Raw genomic sequence first — 18175 nt, forward strand, 5'->3', positions numbered from 1 at the left:
TCAGAGCCTTTCGAGCCGGACGGGCAGGCCGTCCCTGGGCTTGGGGATCGGGAAATACTGCCATCTGGTCTCGCCGCTTCCAGCGGGAACGATCCGATGCGTCGTGAGCAAATGGTAGAAGAAGATCTTCGCCTGAAGATAAGCGAAGTGCAGACCCAGGCACATATGTGCGCCGCCGCCAAAGGGCACCCAGGCATATTTGTGCCGCGCGCGCACCGCATCGGGGGCGAAGCGCATCGGGTCGAACTTCGCGGGTTCGGGCCAGTATTCGGCCATGTGATGCGTGTAGTCGGGGTGCAGCCCGATGAAGGTGCCCGCGGGGAATTCATATCCGCCGTAGGAGAAGTCCCGCACCGCGCGGCGCGGGATGGCTGGCACCGGCGGGATCAGGCGCAGCGATTCCTTGAAGGCGTAGTCGGTGAGCACGAGCTCGTCGACGCGGTCATAGGGCAGGGTGTCGCCGTTGAGGCCGAGCCCGAGCATCTCCTCGCGCAGCCGGTCCTGCCATTCGGGATGGCGGCCGAGCAGCGACACCATCGTCGTGATCGACGAGGTGGTGGTGTCGTGCGCCGCCATCATCAGGAAGTTCATGTGATCGACGATCTCGTCGTCGCCGAGCTGACTGCCATCTTCGTGGCGAGCGCGGCAGATCTGGCTGAAGATGTCGTCGCCGTCGCCTGCGCGCCGTTTGGGCACCTCGCGGCCGAAATAGTCGACCAGATAGGCGCGCGCGCGAACGCCCTTGCGCATGGCGGTGAAGGGCAGGGGGAAACGCACCAGCCCGATTGTCGCCTGGACCATGTCGACAAAGGCCTGATTCACCTTGGTTGCTTCGGGCCCGAAGGGAATGCCCAAAAACGAGGTCGCGGCCAGGTCGAGCGTGAGCTGCTTGATCGCGGGGTAGAATTTGATCTGTCGGTTCGACCAGTCGACAATGCCCGTGCGGATGCCCTGATTGAGCGCGTCCGCATAGCGCCGCATCGGCTCGGGCTTGAAGGCGACCGAGAGCGTCCGGCGGTGCGCGCGGTGCTTCTCGAAATCCATCAGCATCAGGCCGCGCGGGAAGACGAGGTTGAGCATCGGGCCCCAGCCCTGTTCGGACGAAAAGAGCTTGTCGCGATCGAAAAAGCCGAGCTCGTTGGCCTCCGCGCCGATCAACTGGACCGATCGGCCGCCGAAGCTGCGTGTACGGTAGACGCGGCCATGGCGCGCGACCATCCGCTCGGTAAAGGCGCGCGGATCGCGAATCTCCTCGAGCGTGGTGCCGATAATCGGCGGGCCGTCGGTGCCGGGGACATGGTCCAGCGATGATGAAGCATTGCGCCGAAGCCAATGGGGATTGGCTTGGAAAGTATGCGCATAGGCCATCTCAGCGTCTCCACGTTACTGACACTATGGTAAGTAACTTAACGGGCGGGGGGATGGCAAGTGCGCAGACATGAAGCGGCGCGACCGGCGATATTCGCCAGCCGCGCCTTTACAGAGACCTGGGGTTTAGCGGCAGGTGACCCCGCGATCGACCTCCCGGCCAAGCAGCGCACCCGCGCCACCGCCGATGATGGCGCCGATCGTCTTGGAACCGCCGGGTGCGATCTCGTTGCCGAGCAGCGCGCCGATCGCGCCGCCGACGATCAGTCCGGTCGTCCCATCGTCGCGGCGGCAATAATAGCGGTTGTCGCGGCCACGATAGACGCGGTCGTTGTAAGCTAGCCTCCGCTGCTGATAGTAGCGGCCGTCACGATAATAGCGGTCGGCGTAATAGCCGCGATAGCCCGGTTCGTAGCGGTTATGGTCATAGCTGCGATAGCGACGCCAGTCGCGGCGATCCTCGCGACGATCATCGCGCCAGTCGTCGCGATCCCCGCGGCGATCGTCGCGATAGTCACGGCGCGCCTCGTGCACATCTCGACGATAATCGCGCTGCGCGTCACGAACGTCGCGGCGATATTCGCGTTCACGGTCGGATTTGGCCGCCGCGGGGGTGGCTGCAATCGGCGCGGTGACAGCGAGGGCTGCAAGCGCAAGGATAAATTTCTTCATGTCTTCTACTCCTACGCGGCCCGCATGAAGCGGAACCGATACCGTAACGAGCCGATTATGGAGGAGGTCTCGTGAACGCACCGCTACGACGCGTTCATGACGGCGACAGGAGACTTCGTACCGCGCGACCGGCGCCGCACAAGGCATAATGGATCGCGGAGGGCAAGACGCGGCACTGAAAATATCAGAATTGCTGAAGCTGTGCGGATGCCGCGATCACATCAGGACGTAGCGACGCTTCTTTGGCTTGGAGATCATGGGCTTCATCGCCTTCGCGACCTCGACCTCTTGCGCTTTTCTGTCGGGGCAATCCTCTGTCGAGCGCGTCGCGCTGTCGGCGCGCGAGGCCATGGCGGGGCCCGCATAGAACCCGAGCGGCACCAGTGCCGCAGCAGCCAGCAGAGTCGCGCCTCGTCCCATGCAGCAAGTTATATCACGCGCGTAACTGTACGCAAGGTGAACGGTGGCGAGATTGCGCCGAAAATTTCGCAAAACGGGGCGGCGCGTTGAGTCAGGAAACCAGCCGGGGCCGGCGATCGCGCTTCGGCGGTGCGGCGCCGGTCGCTGCGAGCACTGCACGCAGCCGCGGCAGATCTATCTCGTTGGTGAATTCGCAACCCAGCCGGCCATCCTTGACCCAGACCACCCGCGCAAGCACCGTGCCGAGCGCGGGAAGGCGCACCCGGATGCGGCTTTCGGCATCGAAATCGCCCGTCGCCTCGGCCATGAAACCGAGCGTGGAGATGTTACGGATCACGATATCGACGCCATGATTGCCCGATGCGCGCAGGGTGGCGGAAACCTCCACCTCCTGACGTGCGACCCGGCGCTGATTGGGGCCGGGCGTTTCCAGGGCGACTTTCGCTGCGATATGCACGATCGGTTCTCCAATATCGCAGCACAGCGTAGCGGCAAGGCGTTAAATTTCAGTAAGGCTTTAGCTCAATCATTGTTAACCGCGATCAGTGCGCGGTCGCTCCGCCCATGCCCATCACCAGCCGTAGCCGGACGGGATTGACGGTGTTGAGGAACTCGCCGCCTACCTGTCCGCCCTTAGCCCAGGCGATGCGCGCGAGCACCGTGCCGACGCAGGGCAGCTTCAGCCGAACATAGGAACCCTCGACGAACTCGGTGGCGGTATCCGCCATGAAGCCATGTTCGGAGATGTTGCGGATGATCACGTCGAAGCCGTGATAGCCGAGCGCACGCATTGTCGTACTGACCTGAACGGGCGCACGCGTAGTGCGACGTTCCCCACCGGGCCCGTTCTCGACCGCCATCCGCGCCGCAATCCGCATGATGCCCATTCCCCCCGAATATGACAGCATAGGCTTAATTCGAGAGGGTTAACAAGGTGTTTCACAGCCGAAACGGATTTCGCGATTGGGTCAGGACGGTGCTTCGCCTGTCATCAATGGCACGAGCGGCACGAGCTCGATGACGTCGAGGCGCGATTCGACGACGGGATTCGGCAACACCATGCGCCAGCGAAAAGGTTCGACCCGTTCGACCAGTCCGACAAGATTGCGCCCGGCGTCATCGCCATAGGCAGGAGGCGATTGCTCGTCGCCGCGCGCCATGGCGCCGAGAAAGACGAGCTGAGTGTCTCCGTCGGGCCAGATCCGGCCGGCAGGGCGTTCAGATCCGCTTTGCTTGGTGAAGGTCAGCAGCGGGTCGTCGGCGCCGACATGGCACGAAAAAGGCTTGTACGAAACGAAGCCGCGACTGGCGCGCGCCTCCGAATTGGGCAGCCGCCATACACGGCAGCGATAACTGCCAGGTGGCGGCGCGGGGCGCGGCAGTGCCACCCCAGGGTCGAGCAACGCCCCCAATGCAGTAATCGCGCGCTTCGCCCGGCCCGGGCGCACCGCGGCGAGGCCGTTGCGCCAATCTTCGCGCAGGCGCGCCAGCCGGTCGATGTCCGCGGGGCTGGCATAGTTGCGCCACTCGACCTCCGATTCGTCTTCGGCGGCGACGACGACTGCAGGCGCGGCTGGCGGCGGCACGTCAGGCTTGGCGCAGCCGCCCAGCAGGGCTAGGCCGCCCATGACGAACGGGAACTGAGCGAACACGATACGCATGCACGCCTCCGCGATGCCACGCCCCCGCGCGCGCACCTCATTACATTTGAAATACTACGGAAAGGTAAATGACAAAAGTTAACGAAAGGCTAACTCTCGTGCGCAATTGGGGAAGGTGCCGGGGGATGGCGAGCCACCCCCGTCCCATTTGCGGCCTTTAACGGCGATAGTCGCGCTCGCGGTGCCAATAGCCCGAGCGGTCGCGCCAGTAGCCGCGGCGATCCTGGCTGTGCCACCGATCGCCGCGCCAATAGCCGCGACCCCAGCCGCGGTCGTCGCGGCGATCGTCGCGATAATCGCGGCGTGCTTCGCGCAGGTCGCGCTGAAGGTCGCGGCGCGCCTCGTAAACGTCACGACGACTGTCGGCGCGGCGCATGTCGCGGTCATAATCGCGATAGGCGTCGCGAACATCGCGTCGATATTCGCGATGGTCGCTGCGCGGGCTGTCCGCGAGCGCGGGGGTGGCGGGAAGGGCGGCAAGGCCGATCAATCCGGCCGCAATGATCAATTTACGCATCCCATTGCTCCTGATGTGTCGAACGCCCGATGCGTTCGCGGCCATAGCAATGGCACGCGCTGGCTGAACCATCGAAAACGGCGCGTTCATCCACAGTTAGGCTGGGCAGATGCGGATTTTGCAATACGCAGGCGCGGCTTTGCGCTATGCAGAGTCGTGGCGCAGGAGAAACGACTCAGGCGCCGCGCGAGATTCGGACCCGGCGATCGCGACCCCGCCGGGACCGTGGGGACATAGGGCATGGCAGGTCGGGGATCTGCCATGCCCTGTGTCCGTTTTCTTGTCGGGGTGTCCAACGAACCGAATTTGCTCGGGGTCGCGTAAGCATCAAATCACTTGCGATGCGCGGTCACACAGACGGGGGCTTGGCGTGCCCCGCCGACGCGGTCACATTGCCGCCCAGACCTTCACGGCGTCGGTGGAAGCGCGAAGTGCTTCCACCCCAACCGATCAGACTCTGGGACGGAGGCGTGCGATGCAGGATGCCGTAAGCAATCACGATGTGTTCTTTCACGTTCGCATGCTGATCGGCGTCGTGCTTGGCCTTGGCCTGACGCGCATCCTTTCCGGCATCGCGAAGATCGTGCAGCATCCTGGCAAGCGACCGCTTTACGCCACGCACCTGATCTGGGTCGCCGCGATCCTCGTGATGATCGTCCATTTCTGGTGGTGGCAATTCGGCCTCGCACGCGTCGGCCCGTGGCGGTTCGAACTGTTCGGCTTCGTGCTGTTCTACGCCTTCCTCTTCTATCTGCTGGCGAGCCTGCTCTTCCCCGAGGAGATGGACGACTATACGGGCTATGAGGATTATTTCCTCTCTCGCCGCGGCTGGTTCTTCGGGCTGCTGATCGCGAGCTTCGCCGCGGATTATTTCGACACGCTGATCAAGGGGCGTCCGCATCTCCAGGCGCTGGGGCCTGAATATGAAGCGCGGCTGGCCATCGGCATCCTGTTGTTCGCCGCCGCGACATGGACGCGCGACCGGCGCTTCCATCTGGCGCTGCCGATCCTGTTCCTGCTCTATTATTTGAGCTGGATCGTCCGGATGTACGACGTGCTCGGCTAGCCTGGATTGCGGGAACGTCGCGGCGCGACGGGCGTTGCAGCGTGGGCGGGGTTTCTCACCACCGAGGAGAGCATAATGACCGACCTGAGCCAGATCCGCGAGCATATGGAAGTGATCGGCGCCGATGGCGTCCATGTCGGCACCGTCGACCGCGTCGATGGCGATCGCATCAAGCTGACCAGGAAGGACACCGAGCACGGCGAGCATGCGCGGCATCACCACTATATCTCCAACGGGCTGGTCGCGGACATAGAGGGCGATCAGGTGCGGCTTTCCGCCAATGCCGATGTCGCGGTGACTTTCGAGGAAGAGAAGGGCTGACCCCGGCAGCCGCCGCGCATTCGGACGCGCGGATCAGTCCTGCGAAGCTGCGGGAGTGCTGAACTGCGCGTGCTGGGGAAGCGCGGGGTTGGGCGCGATCCAGGACAGGCGCTCTTCGATCCAGATCTCCTTGCCGGGCGGGAAGGCCTCCGGATCGTCAAGCGAGCCGGTAGTGACGTCGAACAGACCCGGCCGGTTGGCCCGCCGGTAGGTTAGCGAGGTGCCGCAGCGCGCGCAAAAGCCGCGCTCGACACCGGGAGACGATTCAAAGATGGCGAGCTCGCCTTGCGTGATCTCGACCTTGTCCTCGAGGAAGATCACCCAGGCGAGCGACGGCCCGCCCGTCGCACGGCGACAGGATGCACAGTGGCACAAGGATGTCGCTTGCGGCGGGCCACTGACACGATAGCGAACCGCCCCACACAGGCATCCACCGCTTTGGGTCATGATCGCTCCTTCCTTGGCGCGGTACGCACAGAGACGGGCACCCCGCAAAACATAGTTTGCGAGGTGCCCCTGCGCCAGCGCGTGGGAGCACACGCCGTTCGCATTTCGGGATATTTGCGGGCTTAGCCCTTGGCCATTGGCCCTTCGAGCAAGGCAAGCATCTCGCCCTGCGAAATGCCGGCGTTGGCGTCGGTGTCGGCCTCGGCGAAGGCGGCGGCGTTCCAGGCGCCCGCATCCTCGCCCGTGGGCGCCTTCATGCCGGCTTCCTCGCGCAAGGCCTTCAGGAAGTGGCCAAATTCGGCCTCGTTGAGCAGGCCGCTGCCGTCCATGTCATATTTGGCCCATTCGACGTTGAGCATGACCTTGAGGTCGAGATCGGTCGCGACGATGGGTGGCACCGCCTTGTCGGCAAGCTCGCGCTGCGCCGGCGAGCCCTTGACGGTGGGAGGCGCCATCGCCGGATCGGTCGCCGGGGCACTGACGTCCTGCGCCAGCGCCGGCGCAGCTATGAATGCGGCCCCCGCGAGCATCAGGATACGAAGCATGTTCAGTCTCCTTTCCACGCGGTAAAACGCGCCGCTGCCGCACTATGCTGCCCGATTAACGCTCCGCCGTGCGCGAAGAGGGACGAGGCGAGGGGAGTGGCGGGAAAATTGCGCGAAACAGCGAATAATGGCACAGGCGCCGTCCTGCGACTCATGGCGCGCGGCATCAAAGGAGGCGATCATGAAGAATATCGACGCATTCGCCGACCTCCCCTGCTTTCGAGGTCACCAGTAAACGCCGCAAAGGCTTCCCCAGCGAGACGCGCGTGAAGCGCGGCTTGCGCTTCGTCCGTGGCGGCGAGGTGGAGCTGGTCGAGAAGCTGGGCCGGAAGGACCCATGCCCCTGCGGCTCAGGGCGCAGATTTCAGCAATTGCTGCATGTCATCGGGCCGGTTTCGACGGCGCCGGGCGGCGTGATTATTGGCGCTGAGGCCAGAACGGCTCTGATGCGGGCGGGGATGGTACGGCCAGGCGCCGTGCCGCCCCGCTTTACAATCGTGCGCCGAAGGCTTATCGGCCCGCCTCCGAAACGAATTTTCAGGTGCGCCGATGATGTTTTTCATCCGTCTTGCGCCACCGCCCTCCATCCAGACGGGGCGGTAGGCCCCCGAGCAACGCCGCCGTCCATGACGCGCGCGGCGTGATCCCCTGATGCAAGCCCGCCGGGGCGCAGGCCCCGCGTGGAGGGTTTCATGTATGTTCGTTTCCATGCGCCGTGGCGGGAGGTCCGCCGCGGTGTGAGCCATGGTCTGTTCGGCCCGGCCGGCTGGTGCGCGTACGACGCCGATGCGGGCGGCGCGCTGGGCGAAGCGATCGGGCGCGAGCTCGACTGGTTCAACGCCAACCTGCCGGTTCCGCGCCGCCGTCACTTCCTCGTCAAGTCGTGCCGCCGCTGGCGGAGCGACGGGATCTGCTGGTTCGTGGGCGACGCGGGCGAGATGATCGCGCACGCGCATGTGCTGGCGAGCCTGTTGCGCGAATGCGGCGTGCCGGTGACCAAGGTGGTGACGCACCGGCCGGGCACGATCCTGTACCGCGATGCGTATCAGATCGTCGCCAAGCCGGAAGAGGCGACCCCGACCGTGTGGCATTGAGCCGCTGGGATGGCCGGCCTGCCCCGCCGTGGCATGGCGCCACGGCGGGGTTGCGGCTCAGCGGTTGTCGAGCTGAGCGCGGACCGAGGCGAGGCCGAGCCGCGTGATGCGGTAGGGCTGGCCACCGGTGCTGGCGATCAGGCCGCGGCGCTTGAGGCGTGCGAAGGCGCTCAAGTTACAGTCGGCGAGCAGCCAGCCGTCACGCGTGAAGCATTCGGCCTCGACGATGCGGCCGCGTTCATCGCGGCGGTGCGCGATGCACCCGCCTTGCGCCAGCGCGTGGAGCACGCGCTGTTCGTATTTCGAGATATTCATTGTCGGGATTGCCCCTGTCCGGGCTACGATTCCCACCGATCCGTTTGTCCTGAGCTTGTCGAAGGACTTTCCTTCTTCCCCCGACCCGAAAGGGAAGGGAGGGGCTTCGACAGGCTCAGCCCGAACGGGTGGAGGTTCGCGGCCCTATTGGACGGGCGCGTGAGAACAGCGGCCGGACCAGAAGCCCGAACCTCTTCCACGCGCGGCTGACGGTGATCCGGGGCCGGAGCATTTTCAAGTCGGCCGTTTACGGACGGCGGCTCGGAAAATGTGGCAGCAAAAGCCGGAGCGTTTCCACGCAATGTGGAAGCGATCCATGGCCACGGTCACGTCAATCAGCGGGCGACAATCTCCAGCATATCCACTCCGGCCTTGAGGTGGGGAGGATCAAGCATATCGGGGCAGGTCGGGCAAGGGCGCTGCGGTTCAAATGACGTAGATATGCGCAAGACAGCCGCGGTTGGTGAGGACGTTGAATTCCACCCACGGCGATGTCCGGAACGACAGCACCGCGGCGGCGGATCCGCCCCAGCCGGACCCCGTTAGCGGAGGTGCCGGGGAGGTGCCGGAGCTGCGCTGATAGAAGGGCGGGGCCGCGCTGAAGCCTTCGAGCGTCCAGCTTACCATTGCATTGCCCGTCGATGATCCGAGGGGCATGCCAAACTCGAGGAACTGGAAGACAAAACCCTGAAGCAGGGGGCCTTGCCAGATTTTTGTCCAGACTCTGCTGCGGACCGTCACCCAGTTATATGTCGTTGCTATATAGGCCATGGCGGATCACCCGTTCAGGCGAGCTGGAATGCGGGGCGCGGTGCGGCCTGCGCGGCCTCGAACTCGCAGCGGAGGAGCGCGAGATGCACGCGGCTCAGCAGCTCCCCCTCATGCGCAATCGGAAACCAGCTTTCGGGCATCATGTGCGCAACCGCGTCGGCATCGATGCGATGCCCGCCGAGCTTCAGCGCGTCAGCGCCGATACAGGATTGCAGCGCCCCGCGGTCCGCAACCGGATAGCGCAGCCCGCGCCGCCGCGCCTCCTGCCCGATCGCGGTCACGATCCGCAGGACCGGCGCGATGGCAAGGACATTGTCGAGCAATGCGAGGTCTTCGGGCGCCAATTGCAGGTCAATGGCCCCGCCGCGCCAGCCCGCGAGCGTCCGCTTGCCCTCGGAAGGGGCCAATGCCGGTTCGCTGTCTTGCGGGGTCTTGGGCCTTGCCATGGCGACGCCTCCAGAGTCGGGAGATTAACAAGCGCGGCCTGCACCAACAATTAGACTGACGAGGGATAGGCACTGCGCCGACGGAATTCGCCGGATGCCGGAATGGCATGCAGAAGGCGATCAGACGAACACCGACCTCCCCTGCTTTCGAGGTCACTAGTAAACGCCGCAAAGGCTTCCCCAGCGAGACGCGCGTGAAGCGCGGCCTCCACTTCGTCCGTGGCGGCGAGGTGGAACTGGTCGAGAAGCTGGGCCGGAAGGACCCGTGCCCCTGCGGCTCAGGGCAGAGATTTCAAGAATTGCTGCATGGAATCGGGCCGTTCACGCCGCGCATCCGGTATAGCGCGGGGCGCAGGAGAACGAGCCGAGCGGAACTAATGCATTATCACGACAATTCTGTCGCCGTACTTGACGCCTATTCAGTCTGCGCTGTTACTCACTGAATTTTTTGTATGCTGCATTGGCGGTTTTCCTGCCGAGGATAGTTTATGCTGGAGCGCGCTTCGTTTTTCTGCAGCCCTCGCTGGTCGCACGTAGTAGTGATCAAAAAGATCCTGAATGATCTCTAAGCACCACTCAGCTTCACTCTCCTCCACATCAACGATTTGGAGTGTGGTTTTGTCCGTTAGAGGATGCGCTGAGAAATTTCCGAAGTTTCTTACCGCGTCAAAATTATCTCTGATCGAGCTTGGAAGCGACTTTGATGCATCACGTTCATCAATTGCCGCTTTGATCTGATCGACCAAATTTTTTGAGTTATATCCTTGAGACGCAAGGATATGTTGCAAGCAACGTCTAGAAAGCGCTGCGGATGCCTTCGCGCTTATAGGAAGAACAAGATTTGCTTCCGCGTAATCGCCAGCAATAGCTTGAGGTACCTCAGGTGGAGGTGGCGGAAAACGTCCAGCTTGAGGATAGGCTAAGAAATTTGCAAATACTCCGCTAAGCGCAGTTCCCCTCAAAAATATATGCGCGCCAGCGCAAGCGGAGCAGACAGTCGTATGTACTTGAAAGTGCTCAGCAATCAAATTGCCAGTTGCTGAGGTGCGACGGGGTTCCTGATGAAAGGAGATTGGAGCGCTGAATGAAATTGCATGAAAGTCTGTAAGGCAGTGGCTACATTTCATTAGGTTGTTACTCCGCCGCCACCCCGGCCTTCGAGAACATATCCTCGCCCTCGCCGGCATCGGCGTCGACGTCATTCGCCTTAGCCTTCTTGCGGCGGTCGAAGCTGTCCCAGACCTCGTTCCAGTTGCCGCGCGTCGCGGCCTTGGAATATTCGGTGGCGCGCGTTTCGAAGAAGTTGGCGTGCTCGACGCCGTTGAGGAGCGGGGCGAGCCAGGGGAGGGGGTGGTCGTCGATCATGAACATCGGCTTCAGGCCCAACTGGCCGAGGCGCCAGTCGGCGATGTAGCGGATATACTTCTTGATCTCCTTGGGCGTCATGCCGGGGACGGGGCCCTGCTCGAAGGCGAGGTCGATGAACGCGTCCTCGAGCCCGACGGTGGTGTGGCAGACGTCGCGAATGTCGCTCTTGACCGCGGCGGTCAGGCAGTCGCGCTCCTTGCAGAAGGCGTGGAACAGGCGCGTGATGCCCTCGCAATGCAGGCTCTCGTCGCGGACGCTCCACGAGACGATCTGGCCCATGCCCTTCATCTTGTTGAAGCGCGGGAAGTTCATCAGCATCGCAAAGCTCGCGAAGAGCTGAAGCCCCTCGGTGAAGCCGCCGAACATGGCGAGCGTGCGCGCGATATCCTCGTCGCTGTCGACCCCGAAGGTGGCGAGATAGTCGTGCTTGTCCTTCATCTCCTTATACTGGAGGAACATGCCGTATTCGCTCTCGGGCATCCCGATCGTGTCGAGCAGGTGGCTGTACGCCGCGATGTGCACCGTCTCCATGTTGGAGAAGGCGGTGAGCATCATCTTGATCTCGGTCGGCTTGAACACGCGGCCATATTTGTCGTGGTAGCAATCCTGCACCTCGACATCGGCCTGGGTGAAGAAGCGGAAGATCTGCGTGAGCAGGTTGCGCTCATGATCGGTGAGCTTCTGCGCCCAGTCGCGGCAATCCTCGCCCAGCGGCACCTCCTCGGGCATCCAGTGGATCTGCTGCTGACGCTTCCAGAATTCGAATGCCCAGGGATATTCGAAGGGCTTGTACTGTTTGGAAGCTTGGAGGAGGGGCATGGAGCTTGTCCTTGGCTCAAGAATTGGCAGTGATTTGGAAGAAGATGAAGAGCGAGATGGCGAGGGCCGCGATCCCGGTCAGTCGATAGTATAGGAATGTCTGTCGTCCCGGCTCGGCAGGGCGCGCGACAAAAAGACGCCGATAAATCCATAGCTGGTGGGCGGCGAAGCGTTGAGGAGCGATGGTGAGCCAGAGGCCCTGCCCAAGCATCAGCAGGAAGACCGCATAATGAAGGGGCGTGACGCTCATCGCCGTATCCTCACCACGCGGTCGCGATAGACGATGCGCGTGCTGCGTGCGCCGACGCCGATGAAGACGATGCCAACGAAATAGCCGAAATCGTACCAGCCGCCGTTGTTGGGCACCGCATAGACCGCAACATTGTCGAGGAAGAGCGAGAGCACCCACGCCACCGGGAAGATGAAGCCGTGCCACACGCCCCAGAGGAAGCCGGGAGCGTCGGACGCGATCCCGCTCTTCGCCTGTTGCGCGCAGGCGGCAAGCGCAATTAGCGCCCCCAGAGGCAGGAGGCGCAGGCTTACTGGCAAGCCAAACACTCGTCATAATCCTTCACCTCGACCTCGATCTGCTTGAGGTCGATGGTGTTGTCCGCCTCGACGCCGCCCGCGAAGCCCGCGCGCTGGACCGACTTGGAGCGGAGATAATAGAGCGACTTGATGCCGAGCTCCCATGCGCGGAAGTGGAGCATCAGCAGGTCCCATTTCTCGACGTCCGCGGGGATGAAGAGATTGAGGCTGGTCGCCTGGTCGATATAGGGCGTACGGTCCGCGGCGAGCTCGATCAGCCAGCGCTGGTCGATCTCGAAGCTGGTCTTGAACGTGTCCTTTTCCTCCTGGCTGAGGAAATCGAGATGCTGGACCGAGCCGCCCTGTTCGAGGATCGTGCTCCACACGCCTTCGCTGTTCTTCGACTTTTCGATCAGCAGCTTTTCCAGATAGGGGTTCTTGATCGAGAAGCTGCCCGAGAGCGTCTTGTGCGTATAGATGTTCGCGGGGATCGGCTCGATGCACGCGCTGGTGCCGCCGCAGATGATCGAGATCGACGCGGTGGGCGCGATCGCCATCTTGCACGAAAAGCGCTCCATCACGCCCATGTCGGCCGCGTCGGGGCAGGGGCCGCGTTCCTTGGCGAGCATCATCGAGGCCTCGGAGGCACGCGACGAGATGTGCTTGAACATCTTGAGGTTCCAGCTCTTGGCCATCGCGCCCTCAAAGGGCAGGCCGCGCGCCTGGAGGAAGCTGTGGAAGCCCATCACACCAAGACCGACCGAACGCTCGCGCTCGGCCGAATATTTGGCGCGTGCCATCTCGTCGGGTGCGCGGGCGATATAGTCCGAGAGGACGTTGTCGAGGAAACGCATGACGTCCTCGATGAACTGTTTGTCGCCGTTCCACTCGTCCCACGTCTCGAGGTTGAGGCTGGAGAGGCAGCAGACCGCGGTGCGGTCCTTGCCGAGATGGTCGCGGCCCGTGGGGAGCGTGATTTCGGAGCAGAGGTTCGAGGTCGAGACCTTGAGGCCGAGATCGCGGTGATGCTTGGGCATCATGCGGTTCACGGTGTCGGAGAAGACGATATAGGGCTCGCCCGTGGCGAGGCGCGTCTCGACGAGCTTCTGGAAGAGCGCGCGCGCGTCGACCTTGCCACGCTCGCTGCCGTCCTTGGGGCTGCGGAGCGTCCATTCGGCGCCGTCGCGCACCGCCTCCATGAAGGCGTCGGTGAGGAGGACGCCGTGGTGGAGGTTCAAAGCCTTGCGGTTGAAATCGCCCGAAGGCTTGCGGATCTCGAGGAATTCCTCGATCTCGGGATGCGAGACGTCGAGATAGCAGGCGGCCGAACCGCGGCGCAGGCTCCCTTGCGAGATCGCGAGCGTGAGGCTGTCCATCACGCGGACGAAGGGGATGATGCCCGAGGTCTTGCCGTTGAGGCCGACGGGCTCGCCAATGCCGCGCACGCTGCCCCAATAGGTGCCGATGCCGCCGCCGCGGCTGGCGAGCCAGACATTTTCGTTCCACGTGTCGACGATGCCGTTGAGGCTGTCATCGACCGAGTTCAGATAGCACGAAATGGGCAGGCCGCGGCCGGTGCCGCCGTTCGAGAGAACGGGCGTGGCGGGCATGAACCACAGCTTCGAGATATAGTCATAGACGCGCTGCGCATGCGCCGCATCGTCGGCATAGGCAGAAGCCACGCGGACAAAGAGGTCCTGATAGCTTTCGCCGGGGAGGAGATAGCGGTCCTTCAGCGTTTCCTTGCCGAAATCGGTGAGGAGGTCGTCACGCGAGTGATCGACGTCGAGCGCATAGGGCTGCGGCGCGATGCTTTTCGAATCAAGGTGTTCAACCTTGGACTCGGTCTTGGTGGCGACCCCCTCGGCCTTGCTCGGGACAGGCTTTTCGGGCGCTTCTGTAACGGTGGCTGACACGTCGCTGTTGCTCGCTTCCTGAGTCTCTCTGAAGTCCATGGTCCGCTTCCCCGTTCTCGATACGTTCGACTCGGAGGGCCAAACCCCCGACTAGCATTTTTCGGCGGGCATGGGGCCTGAAATATGGGGCTTATCCCCGATTTCCACAAGGCGCGCAGACCCGTTCGCGAAACATGTCGCGTTAACGATCTACCAGCGCTTGCGTTTGGCCCCCTGCCTCAACACCATCTATAGTGCCTCATCGGGCGGACGATGCAAGACGGTAAATGACGGTTCAGAGACTCGGTTCGTCGCTGAAATGACTCGGTTCGCGGTTACGCCATGGAGCGACGCATGGACTTCCCTTGGCTCCGCAAAAGGCAAGGGAACATCAGGGGAACGAAAAAAAATTCAGACAGTTAGAGGGCAGTCGCGGAAAGCCGCGGGCTTGCGGAACCGGTCCAGCCGCCAGCGATTTAATCGGGGACGAACATGGAGGCCAGCATGACCAGCCTATCCGATGCACACACCGCCCAGCCCGACCTGAAGGGCCGTCGCGGCGTGGTCACGGGCGGGACGACGGGGATCGGACGTGCGATCGCGGTGCTGCTTGCATCCTATGGCGTGAAGATATTCGTCTGCGGGCGCGAGCCCGCGCATCTGGACGACGCGCTCGCCCGCATTCGCGAGGTCGGCGAGGGGGACGGGATCAATGTCGATCTGGCAAAGCGCAAGGACGTTGACGCCTTTTACGACGCAGCCGAGCAATATCTGGGCGGGATCGACATTGCCGTGATCAATGCCGCGATTCCCGCCGATGCGCTGATGGATGTCGACGAGCCCGAGCTGCGATACCAGATCGCGACCGATTTCACTGCCTATCTGACGACGACACAGGCGGCAGCGGAACGCATGAAAGCCGGGAGCGACATCGTGCTGATAGGATCGATGTCGGCGGTTTCGCGCAGGCCGGGATCCTCGGTCTATGTTGCTGCCAAATCGGGGATTCAGGGCTTTGCCAAATCGCTGCGCGAGGAACTTGCCGAACAGGACATCAAGGTCGGACTGATCGAGCCGGGCTTTACCGGCGCGGATTTCCAGTATCCCGACTTTCCGCCTGAAAGGCAGCGCGCGTGCATCGAGGAAGACCGCATGCTCCGCGCCGAGGACATCGCGGTTGCAGCGCATTTCATGCTTACCCAGCCGCGGCGGACTGCGGTGTCGCTGATGCGCGTCGAGACAAGGCTGGAACACCCATGAGCCGCTTCGCCGTCGACCAACTCGTCTTCGTGCCCGACGATGTCGATCTTTCGCGCTCGCCGCTCGCTGGGCAGCTCGATGCCGAAAGTTTTGTGCTCGGGGCCTTCAATCCGGGGTTCACGCGGCTCGACAACGGCAATTTGCTGATGATGGTACGGATCGCCGAAGCGCTCAGGGAACCGATCGCAAACGGCCATGTCCACGCGGTTCGCTGGGAGGCGGAGGGCGGACGAAATGGCGGACGCTATGTGCGCGACGCCTGGCCGATCGAGCTTGCGAACACCGCCGATCCGCGCAAGTTTGATGTGCCGGGCGGCGGCTGGCGGGTGATGGCGCTCACCTCCTTATCCTGGCTGCTGCCAGTCGAGCTGTCCGCCGACGGCCTTTCGGTGGTGGCGGTGCATTATGATCGGGCGATCGCGCCAAGCGCACCCTATCAATGCTATGGCATCGAGGACGCGCGGATCAGCAAGGTGGGCGACCGCTGGCTGATGACGACATGCACGGTCAGCTCCGAGCGTCACGCAACCACGCTCTACAGCTCTGGTGACGCGATTGACTGGCGATGCGAGGGCATTGTGCTCGACCATCAGAACAAGGACATGCTGATCTTCGAGGGGCTGATCGACGGGCATTACTGGGCGCAGACGCGGCCGCTGGGCGACCTTTACTTCGCCTATCCGCCGGGCAGCGAGTGGCGCCCAGGGCCCTCGATCAATCTCGCACGCTCGCCCGACGCGCTTCACTGGAAACCCTGCGACCGCCCGGGAATCCGGCCGCACACCGGAACTGTTGCAACCGCGCGGATCGGGGGCGGCGCGCCGCCCGTGCTGACCGACAAGGGCTGGCTGACGATGTGGCACGGGGTTGAGCCCAAGGAGATCGTCGGCATCTACCGCACCTATTGGTCGCTGCTCGATCGCGACGACCCGAGCCGCATCATCGCGACCGGAGAGACGCCGCTGCTCGAACCCGAATCCGAACTGACGCGGCCGATCGAGCACCAGCTCTATCTGCGTGACGTGGTCTTCACGACGGGGATCGTCGATGCGGGCGATTACTACATCGTCGCTTCTGGCGAGGCGGATCTGGCCTGCCGGATCACGCATATTCCGAAGGCGGAGTTCGGGATCTAGGCACGTTGGCCGTACAGCGCTTTTCGACCCATTTCGGTCATCGTCGTCGGGATCAATTTGCCTGAATGCTGCCACTTCGCACTGATGCGAAACCGTCGGGGCTTGGGCGGGTGTGAAAATTCACGCCAATTGGCAAAGGAAATGCCTGCTGCATTGATTGGAACGTAAATCCGCAATGATGGATTTCTCCCAGGCATTTAACGTCGGAAAGGCTTGCTGCGATGAGCGAACTGACGATCTGGACCTACGACTGGGTTCCTGAAGGCCCTCGCGGTTTTGTGCGTGATCTGAGGTTACGGCGGGCCTGCGAGGAAGCTAACCTCCCCTACAAAATGCAAACAATTCCATTCGATGGTCGTGAGACCAATCATCTCGCGCGCCAGCCCTTCGGCCAGGTTCCGTTCCTGAGCGACGGCGAAGTAGAGATATTCGAAAGCGGCGCCGGGCTGCTGCATCTATCCCGGAAAAGCGAGAAGCTGATGCCGCGCGATCCGGTTGGAGAAGCGGAAACAGTGCAATGGATGATCGCCGCGCTTAACTCGGTCGAGATGGTCACGGTACCGTGGTGGTTTTTGAAAATGTCCGGCGATGAGGACAACGAGCTCGTCGGATGGATGGGCAAGCGCCTCAACCAGCTCGAGAAACTACTGGGTGATCGAGAATGGCTCGTGGCCGACCGCTTCACCGCCGCAGACCTGCTTATGGCGGATGTGCTCCGCGTTCCGGAGGTCCGCTCTTTTGGCGGCCGGCCGGCGACCGAAGCATATGTAATGCGCGCAACTGACCGCCCCTCATTTAGGAAAGCCCGCGCCGATCAGATTGCGCATTTCGAGGCAGCCGACGAAAAAATAACGGAAAATGGGTCAGACTAACGCGAAATCTGGCCCTGATCATTCGGGCATCAACCTTGAACAATGATTGGTCCGGCCCTCGGTTGATGGAGCTGATCACGCGAGCGTCGGTTCCCATCGCATCTATGCCGCACCCGCTCAGGCTGCATTGCGCGCGCATATTTCCTGATACGCTGCCTGCAGTTCGGCAAAGACCGAGCGGGCGGGGCGGGGCGCGCCGAGATGGATCGCGCGAAGTTCTTCCATGAAGGCGTCCCAGAGCGCGGGGCCGCCTTCCTCGAGCAATTGCGCGCGGATCGAGAGTTCCTCGGTGACGGGCAGGTGGCGGCGGCCCCAGGCGCCCATATGCGCGATGAGAGGGACGAGCTGGATCGCCTTTTCACTGAGGCTGTAGATCGCCTTCTGCTTGTGGCTGGGATCATCGGCCCGCGTGACGAGCCCCTTGTCGACGAGCTTCTTCAGCCGGTCGGCCAGGATGTTCGATGCGATGCCTTCCTCGGAATGATTGAGCAGCTCGCGGAAATGGCGGCGATTGCCGAACATCAGGTCGCGGATGACGATCAGGCTCCAGCGGTCGCCCAGCACTTCCAGCGTCAGGTTGATCGGGCAACCCGATCGCAAGTCATCGCTCAAATTCGTCTCCGCGGCCAAAACCGCTTGCAATATAAAATCGGT

General features: G+C 62.8%; 26 protein-coding genes. 8 read left to right on the forward strand and 18 right to left on the reverse strand.

Going from position 1 to position 18175, the window contains the following annotated elements:
* From D3876_RS08770 to D3876_RS08800, 7 genes are all read right to left on the reverse strand, one after another.
* The gene (locus tag D3876_RS08770; RefSeq protein ID WP_119761465.1) at window positions 1-1368 is read right to left on the reverse strand and encodes a cytochrome P450; all 1368 of its coding nucleotides are present in this window, start codon (window positions 1366-1368) and stop codon (window positions 1-3) included.
* Between the two features lie 126 nt (window positions 1369-1494).
* Window positions 1495-2040, reverse strand: a complete 546-nt coding sequence (locus D3876_RS08775) for a glycine zipper 2TM domain-containing protein (protein ID WP_119761467.1) — start codon at window positions 2038-2040, stop codon at window positions 1495-1497.
* 216 nt (window positions 2041-2256) lie between these two features.
* Window positions 2257-2460, reverse strand: coding sequence for a hypothetical protein (locus tag D3876_RS08780; RefSeq protein WP_119761469.1), 204 nt, complete (start codon window positions 2458-2460; stop codon window positions 2257-2259).
* Between the two features lie 91 nt (window positions 2461-2551).
* Window positions 2552-2917, reverse strand: a complete 366-nt coding sequence (locus tag D3876_RS08785) for a PilZ domain-containing protein (protein ID WP_182911961.1) — start codon at window positions 2915-2917, stop codon at window positions 2552-2554.
* Between the two features lie 85 nt (window positions 2918-3002).
* Window positions 3003-3338 (reverse strand): PilZ domain-containing protein, encoded by a 336-nt coding sequence (locus D3876_RS08790; protein WP_182911962.1) that lies wholly within the window; start codon window positions 3336-3338, stop codon window positions 3003-3005.
* A gap of 90 nt (window positions 3339-3428) precedes the next feature.
* Complete coding sequence (locus tag D3876_RS08795; RefSeq protein WP_119761474.1) at window positions 3429-4121, reverse strand: DUF4893 domain-containing protein; 693 nt, start codon at window positions 4119-4121, stop codon at window positions 3429-3431.
* A gap of 157 nt (window positions 4122-4278) precedes the next feature.
* Window positions 4279-4638, reverse strand: a complete 360-nt coding sequence (locus D3876_RS08800; RefSeq protein WP_182911963.1) for a hypothetical protein — start codon at window positions 4636-4638, stop codon at window positions 4279-4281.
* A 475-nt stretch (window positions 4639-5113) separates the two neighbouring features.
* On the opposite strand from D3876_RS08800, the gene D3876_RS08805 reads away from it, so the two are divergent.
* Both D3876_RS08805 and D3876_RS08810 read left to right on the forward strand, forming a co-directional pair.
* On the forward strand, window positions 5114-5704 hold the full coding sequence (locus tag D3876_RS08805; RefSeq protein WP_119761476.1) for a hypothetical protein: 591 nt from the start codon (window positions 5114-5116) through the stop codon (window positions 5702-5704).
* A gap of 75 nt (window positions 5705-5779) precedes the next feature.
* Window positions 5780-6025 carry a DUF2171 domain-containing protein gene (locus D3876_RS08810; protein WP_119761478.1) on the forward strand — a complete coding sequence of 82 codons (246 nt, stop codon included), beginning with the start codon at window positions 5780-5782 and terminating at the stop codon, window positions 6023-6025.
* 33 nt (window positions 6026-6058) lie between these two features.
* Here D3876_RS08810 and D3876_RS08815 read toward each other — a convergent pair whose 3' ends face one another.
* The gene (locus tag D3876_RS08815) at window positions 6059-6472 is read right to left on the reverse strand and encodes a GFA family protein (protein ID WP_119761480.1); all 414 of its coding nucleotides are present in this window, start codon (window positions 6470-6472) and stop codon (window positions 6059-6061) included.
* A gap of 122 nt (window positions 6473-6594) precedes the next feature.
* Window positions 6595-7017, reverse strand: a complete 423-nt coding sequence (locus D3876_RS20225; protein WP_147417623.1) for a hypothetical protein — start codon at window positions 7015-7017, stop codon at window positions 6595-6597.
* Between the two features lie 302 nt (window positions 7018-7319).
* Between D3876_RS20225 and D3876_RS21230 the strand changes: the two genes are divergently transcribed.
* On the forward strand, window positions 7320-7661 hold the full coding sequence (locus D3876_RS21230) for an SEC-C metal-binding domain-containing protein (RefSeq protein ID WP_420801966.1): 342 nt from the start codon (window positions 7320-7322) through the stop codon (window positions 7659-7661).
* A gap of 48 nt (window positions 7662-7709) precedes the next feature.
* Entirely contained in the window at window positions 7710-8111 is a 402-nt protein-coding gene (locus tag D3876_RS08830; protein WP_119761485.1) for a hypothetical protein, read from the forward strand.
* Window positions 8112-8168: 57 nt separating this feature from the next.
* On the opposite strand, the gene D3876_RS08835 is transcribed toward D3876_RS08830, so the two are convergent.
* The 3 genes from D3876_RS08835 to D3876_RS08845 all read right to left on the reverse strand — a co-directional run bounded on the left by D3876_RS08835 (window position 8169) and on the right by D3876_RS08845 (window position 9643).
* Window positions 8169-8426, reverse strand: coding sequence for a YjhX family toxin (locus D3876_RS08835; RefSeq protein ID WP_119761487.1), 258 nt, complete (start codon window positions 8424-8426; stop codon window positions 8169-8171).
* 426 nt (window positions 8427-8852) lie between these two features.
* The gene (locus tag D3876_RS08840; protein WP_119761488.1) at window positions 8853-9197 is read right to left on the reverse strand and encodes a hypothetical protein; all 345 of its coding nucleotides are present in this window, start codon (window positions 9195-9197) and stop codon (window positions 8853-8855) included.
* A gap of 14 nt (window positions 9198-9211) precedes the next feature.
* A complete protein-coding gene (locus tag D3876_RS08845; RefSeq protein WP_119761490.1) occupies window positions 9212-9643 on the reverse strand; it encodes a hypothetical protein in 432 nt (143 codons plus the stop codon).
* 107 nt (window positions 9644-9750) lie between these two features.
* Between D3876_RS08845 and D3876_RS21235 the strand changes: the two genes are divergently transcribed.
* Complete coding sequence (locus D3876_RS21235) at window positions 9751-10086, forward strand: SEC-C metal-binding domain-containing protein (RefSeq protein ID WP_119761492.1); 336 nt, start codon at window positions 9751-9753, stop codon at window positions 10084-10086.
* On the opposite strand, the gene D3876_RS08855 is transcribed toward D3876_RS21235, so the two are convergent.
* From D3876_RS08855 to D3876_RS08875, 5 genes are all read right to left on the reverse strand, one after another.
* The gene (locus D3876_RS08855) at window positions 10063-10671 is read right to left on the reverse strand and encodes a DUF4145 domain-containing protein (RefSeq protein ID WP_220475445.1); all 609 of its coding nucleotides are present in this window, start codon (window positions 10669-10671) and stop codon (window positions 10063-10065) included. The genes D3876_RS21235 and D3876_RS08855 overlap by 24 nt on opposite strands.
* A 106-nt stretch (window positions 10672-10777) precedes the next feature.
* Window positions 10778-11830, reverse strand: a complete 1053-nt coding sequence (locus D3876_RS08860; RefSeq protein WP_119761496.1) for a ribonucleotide-diphosphate reductase subunit beta — start codon at window positions 11828-11830, stop codon at window positions 10778-10780.
* 16 nt (window positions 11831-11846) lie between these two features.
* Window positions 11847-12080 (reverse strand): hypothetical protein, encoded by a 234-nt coding sequence (locus D3876_RS08865; RefSeq protein ID WP_119761497.1) that lies wholly within the window; start codon window positions 12078-12080, stop codon window positions 11847-11849.
* Window positions 12077-12388, reverse strand: coding sequence for a hypothetical protein (locus tag D3876_RS08870; protein WP_238475306.1), 312 nt, complete (start codon window positions 12386-12388; stop codon window positions 12077-12079). Before D3876_RS08870 ends, D3876_RS08865 begins: the two co-directional genes overlap by 4 nt.
* On the reverse strand, window positions 12370-14313 hold the full coding sequence (locus tag D3876_RS08875; RefSeq protein WP_119761500.1) for a ribonucleoside-diphosphate reductase subunit alpha: 1944 nt from the start codon (window positions 14311-14313) through the stop codon (window positions 12370-12372). The genes D3876_RS08870 and D3876_RS08875 overlap by 19 nt, the downstream gene beginning before the upstream one ends.
* A gap of 444 nt (window positions 14314-14757) precedes the next feature.
* On the opposite strand from D3876_RS08875, the gene D3876_RS08880 reads away from it, so the two are divergent.
* The 3 genes from D3876_RS08880 (at window position 14758) to D3876_RS08890 (ending at window position 17521) form a co-directional block, all read left to right on the forward strand.
* Window positions 14758-15513, forward strand: a complete 756-nt coding sequence (locus D3876_RS08880) for an SDR family oxidoreductase (protein WP_119763632.1) — start codon at window positions 14758-14760, stop codon at window positions 15511-15513.
* Complete coding sequence (locus tag D3876_RS08885) at window positions 15510-16649, forward strand: glycoside hydrolase family 130 protein (RefSeq protein ID WP_119761502.1); 1140 nt, start codon at window positions 15510-15512, stop codon at window positions 16647-16649. The genes D3876_RS08880 and D3876_RS08885 overlap by 4 nt, the downstream gene beginning before the upstream one ends.
* A 221-nt stretch (window positions 16650-16870) precedes the next feature.
* Entirely contained in the window at window positions 16871-17521 is a 651-nt protein-coding gene (locus D3876_RS08890; protein ID WP_119761504.1) for a glutathione S-transferase family protein, read from the forward strand.
* Between the two features lie 117 nt (window positions 17522-17638).
* On the opposite strand, the gene D3876_RS08895 is transcribed toward D3876_RS08890, so the two are convergent.
* The gene (locus D3876_RS08895) at window positions 17639-18133 is read right to left on the reverse strand and encodes a winged helix-turn-helix transcriptional regulator (RefSeq protein ID WP_119763634.1); all 495 of its coding nucleotides are present in this window, start codon (window positions 18131-18133) and stop codon (window positions 17639-17641) included.
* Between the last annotated feature and the right edge of the window lie 42 nt (window positions 18134-18175).

The sequence above is a fragment of the Sphingomonas cavernae genome, from assembly GCF_003590775.1.
Taxonomy (GTDB): Bacteria; Pseudomonadota; Alphaproteobacteria; order Sphingomonadales; family Sphingomonadaceae; genus Sphingobium_A; species Sphingobium_A cavernae.